3 protein-coding genes and 2 pseudogenes are annotated in these 4,291 nt (G+C 66.9%); 4 read left to right on the top strand and 1 reads right to left on the bottom strand.

Translation table 11 applies throughout. The features are described from left to right. Together ACFVU7_RS45070 and ACFVU7_RS45065 are read left to right on the top strand one after the other, a co-directional pair. Positions 1–442, top strand: a 442-nt coding sequence (locus ACFVU7_RS45070; RefSeq protein ID WP_388052543.1) for a transposase, incomplete at its 5' end; no start/stop codon positions are given. A 160-nt stretch (positions 443–602) separates the two neighbouring features. Next, a pseudogene (locus tag ACFVU7_RS45065) lies at positions 603–850 on the top strand (transposase); the annotation flags it as partial. Here ACFVU7_RS45065 and ACFVU7_RS45060 read toward each other — a convergent pair. Beyond that, positions 847–1,436: pseudogene (locus ACFVU7_RS45060) on the bottom strand (transposase); the annotation flags it as partial. The pseudogenes ACFVU7_RS45065 and ACFVU7_RS45060 sit on opposite strands and share 4 nt — an antisense overlap. Positions 1,437–1,670: 234 nt before the next feature. Between ACFVU7_RS45060 and ACFVU7_RS45055 the strand changes: the two are divergent. Both ACFVU7_RS45055 and ACFVU7_RS45050 read left to right on the top strand, forming a co-directional pair. Beyond that, positions 1,671–2,141 (top strand): hypothetical protein, encoded by a 471-nt coding sequence (locus tag ACFVU7_RS45055; RefSeq protein WP_388052546.1) that lies wholly within the window; start codon positions 1,671–1,673, stop codon positions 2,139–2,141. A gap of 696 nt (positions 2,142–2,837) precedes the next feature. Next, positions 2,838–3,641 (top strand): thioesterase family protein, encoded by an 804-nt coding sequence (locus tag ACFVU7_RS45050; RefSeq protein WP_388052540.1) that lies wholly within the window; start codon positions 2,838–2,840, stop codon positions 3,639–3,641. Positions 3,642–4,291 lie beyond the last annotated feature (650 nt).

Here is a 4,291-nt window from a genome sequence, read left to right as displayed (position 1 = left end):
GCCGACCGCCGCCCCGCTGATCGTGGCCCGCTTCACCAAGAGTCAGTGCCGGCCCTGCCCGGCACGCGCCAAGTGCACCACCTCCCGCGATGCCGTGCGCACCGTGGGCTTTCCCCCGCGCGAGCTTCTCGAACTCCAGCAGCGCAACCGCGCCGAACAGCAACAGCAGGACCCGGCCTGGCACAAGCGCTACGCGGTCCGCTCCGGCATCGAGGGCACCATCTGCGAATTCGCCCACGGCCACGGTATGCGCCGATGTCGCTACCGCGGACAGGCCAAGGCCCACCTGCAACACGTCCTCACTGCCATCGCCGTCAACATCGAACGACTCAGCCGGCAGCCTCTCGGCGAATGCGCGCCTCCACGACGACCGACAGCCTTCCAGAACCACCTCGACCAGCAGCACATCCCGCGCCTACGTTCCTGGCGTGCTGTCAGCTGATACGGCAGCGAACAAGATCCCCGACAGAGTCAAGCTCAGAAAGTGTTGGGTAATTGATCAACTTCGTGGCGTGATGCACTGGCGGTGATCGTCGCGGGCGAGGCATCCGCGACGATCGCCGTCGTGTGTCTGTGCGTGCAAGCCTTCCTACGACTCGTCGTTGACGGATGCCCAGTGGTTGGTGATCGAGCCTCTGCTGCCGGAGCGGGACCCGCGTCGGGGTGGCCGTCCTCTGAAGTTTCCGCGCAGGCTGGTTGTGGACACCGTGTTGTACGTACTGGTCAGCGGATGTGCCTGGCGGCTGGTGCCGCACGATCTCGCGCCGTCGGACGTGGCCTACCGGTGGTTCGCGCCGGGACGGCCGACGGCACGTCGAACCAGGTCCACGACGTGCTGCGTGAGTGGGTGTCTCCGGCCTGCCCTGCGGTCAGGACGAGTGCCAGCGGACGGCACCGGCGGTCGGAGACGAGATGGACCTTGCTGGTCAGCCCGCCCCGTGACCTGCCGAGCTGGGCATGCTTCAAGCGGAGTTCGCGTCGCCGTCGGGTGCGTCTGCGCTCGTCCTGTCCGTTCTGTTCCTGCGACTGGCCCCCTTTTGCCGGGTTGTTTCCTGCTCGCGCGCGGCCTCCTCCAGGGCCTGCATGACATCGTCGTCGACGAGCGTCCCGGCGGCGTCGTGGTGGGCCCGGACGGTCGTGGAGTCGACGCTGGCCAACGACAGGTCCGCCTTCCCCTCGCGGGCGGCCGCGGCGATCAGGTCTTCGAGCAGGGCACTGAACACGCCGGCGTCTCGCCAGACCCGGAACCGGCCGAAGACCGTGGACCAGGGGCCGAACTCCTCGGGCATCTCCCGCCACTGGGCACTGGAGCGGAACCGCCAGATCACACCCTCGAACTGGTCGCGAAGCCGTTCGGGGTAGGGCCCGAACCTGCCGATCGGCAGATAGGGCTCGATCAAACTCCACTGCTCGTCGGTGAGTTGCCTGCGCGTCACATCCAACAGTCCTACCGGGTTCTGCCCCGGAGCGGGGCAGAACCCGAAGATTGATCACGACATCACGGGTCAGAACACCTAGCGGTCAGAAAGGTGAACCATGGGTAGGCGGTGACGGGTTGGCCTTTGGGATAGCTCGGCGGCCCTGTCCGTACGGCGGAACGCTTCGTGCAGCATCGCTTTCATGCGGGCGATGCTACCGAGACCTTCCACCGCACCGAAGACCTGGCCAGCATGCGCTCCGACGGGAACCTGGAGTTCCACAGACGCGAGGACCGGCAGGTGAAGGTCCACGGGTACCGGGTCGAGCTGAACGAGGTGGAGAGCCAACTGCGCATCTGCCCCGGAATCCGAGATGCAGTCGTGCTGGCCCTTCGTGCTGGAAGGGCGGACGAGCTGGTGGCCTGGTTCGTCGCCACAGAGAGCGCCGACGATCCGCAGCTGCCTGGACGGGTCCGAAAATACCTGAACGCCCGGCTTCCGTCAGCGATGGTGCCGAGCATATTTCTCCCTCGTGCCGCTCTTCCGCTGAACAGCGCAGGCAAGATCGACCGATCAGTGCTCGGGCAGGGGGCCGAGCGGGGTCATGCCACACGGCGATCCCGTTGGCGGTGTCCACCACTTTCAGGAAGAAGACGTGCGGGCCACGTGTCTCCCCCCGCGACCGACAGCGGACTGCATGTGCCATCGCCGCGGCCCGAGTAGGTCTCCGCCCGTCCATCAATCGGTGCGCAGGATGCCCGTCGACACCTTCGCATCGAGGCGATCCAACTTCTCACGCGGGTCACTGTGCCGCCCACGATGGCCAGCGGCGGCCATCGTGGGCGCAGGCATCGACAGTCCGCCGGGCGCCCGCCGGTCATGAGGAGGACCAGCCGGGTGGCCCGCTGGGTGCCGGAGGGGCAAGAGGCCCCGTCGGGGCGTCCGTCTCGCGACCGGTTCTGGCCCGTCAGGTGGTCCGGCGAGACAGGACTCGGTTGCCCCGACAACGGCGACGTCGCAGTGCCCGGTACGTAGCGGGTCGAGATCGCGCCTGCGGGCTCTGCCCTCCTGGTCGCGAGATGCTCGTGGGCGCCGGAGGCCGATACGAGGTAGGAGCCAGTGGGCATCTTTCGCGGGCAGTCGCGAAGAGCGGTTAGCTGGTGATATGAGCAGTGTCGTGGTGCAATCCGATTCCCCCGGCAGGGAGCAGTACGGCATCGTCGTACTCGAAATCTCCGTCCGCTTCCCCCGCCGGTTCCGAGTTCATGACGGGAGCCGACCTGTTCCCCATGGCCGGCGGCCTGACACTCGCGCGCAAGCACTCACCGGAGGACGAACGCCGAGAACCCGTCGGGCCGACGGGCCCGTCACAGCGGCGCCGGCCCGGCAGCCGATGGTCCGCCCCGTGGAGAAACCCTCATGACTACCTCTACCTCTGCGCTCGCCAGTTACTACCGGCGCACCGGCGAACAGACCTTCTCGCCCACCGCTCACACGCACGGCGTCTGGGGCCAGAATGAGCAGAGCGTCAACCCACTCGGCGGCCTGATCGTGCACGAGATCGACCGTTTCCGGGCCAGCCGGGGCGCGGACGGCCTGGCGTTGGCCCGGATCAGCTATGACATCCTTGGCCGGATCGCCATCGACGAGTTCGAGATCGCGGTGGAGACCGTCCGCCCCGGGCGCACGATAGAGCTAGTCGAGGCCACCGCCGTGATCGGTGGGCGTGCCGTGGTCCGGGCCCGTGCCTGGTTCCTGACCGAACTGGACACCACCGCCGTGGCTGGGACTCACGACGACCCGCTGCCCGCACCGACGGAATTCGCGCCCTGGTCACTGGAACGAATCTGGCGTGGTGGCTACGCTGCCTCGATCGATGTTCGCCGCCGGGCGATCGCGCCGGGCCGCGCCGCCGCCTGGGTGTCTACTCCGATCGAGCTGGTCGCGGGAGAGACTAGTGGCCCGCACGCCTCCTTCCTCAAAGTGGTGGACACCGCCAACGGGATCGCCGTGCGGCATGACCCCTCAGAGTGGATGTTCCCCAACGTCGACCTGACTGTCCACTTTCACCGTCGCCCCGAGGGCCGCTGGACCGGCCTGGACACCAGCGTCACCTTCGGCCCGGCCGGCCACGGCGTCACCAGCACCGTGCTGCACGACCTCCGCGGCCCGGTTGGCCGAGCCGAGCAGATCCTCACGATTCGTCCCTTGAAGGAGAGTTGAAGCGAATTCACAAAATCTCCGCTATCCTGCCGCGCAGGCCTTGAGCCATATTTCCAAGCGGACGGCAGGAACGACTTGCTCCCGTGCCTTCGAATCCGGGATCGCCGGTCTGCTGCCGAATCCATCGTTGTCGACCAGGCCGCATAGCAGCGTGCGTACACCCGGCCGCCATCGGACGCGGCGTGGCCGAGGTGTTTGAAACCGGCCTCCCGGGAGGAGAATCGGTGAAAATGTTCCCAGATCACCCACTGCGATCGGAAAGGTGTCGACGTTACGCTTCGTGAACGTCCCAGAGTTCCTCCCATTCACAGAAAATGATCCAACTGGCCGAGAATAAGACGCGGTGGAAAAATCGTTCGTGAGATTTCAGGTACCGCGTCGGCAGGAGCCGAAACGTCTCCCACCGAGAGATCCTGCTGACAACCAATGCGTGGTCAAGGGCAACTTCCGCATTGGTCACGAACTCCTCGTCGCCGCCGAGTCGGGGGCCGGATCCGCCACCGGAGTTCCCGGTGACCCACCCGGCCCATGTCTCCGCAGTCGCCCGTCCGGAGGAGGCCCGCCCGCCGTGACCCAGCCGTTCGAACTGCCGTCCTTCTACGTGCCGCACCCGGCACGCCTCAACCCGCATCTGGACGAGGCACGGGCCC

The organism is Kitasatospora sp. NPDC058046 (assembly GCF_042885595.1).
Taxonomy (GTDB): Bacteria; Actinomycetota; Actinomycetes; order Streptomycetales; family Streptomycetaceae; genus Kitasatospora.
Note: the sequence above shows the minus strand (reverse complement) of the source record. Positions and strands in the feature narration are given on the sequence as shown.

Excerpts from the sequence above, each read along its gene's own strand:
- ACFVU7_RS45055 (WP_388052546.1), top strand. The coding sequence starts at position 1,671 with ATGCGCTCCGACGGGAACCTGGAGTTCCACAGACGCGAGGACCGGCAG.
- ACFVU7_RS45050 (WP_388052540.1), top strand. The coding sequence starts at position 2,838 with ATGACTACCTCTACCTCTGCGCTCGCCAGTTACTACCGGCGCACCGGC.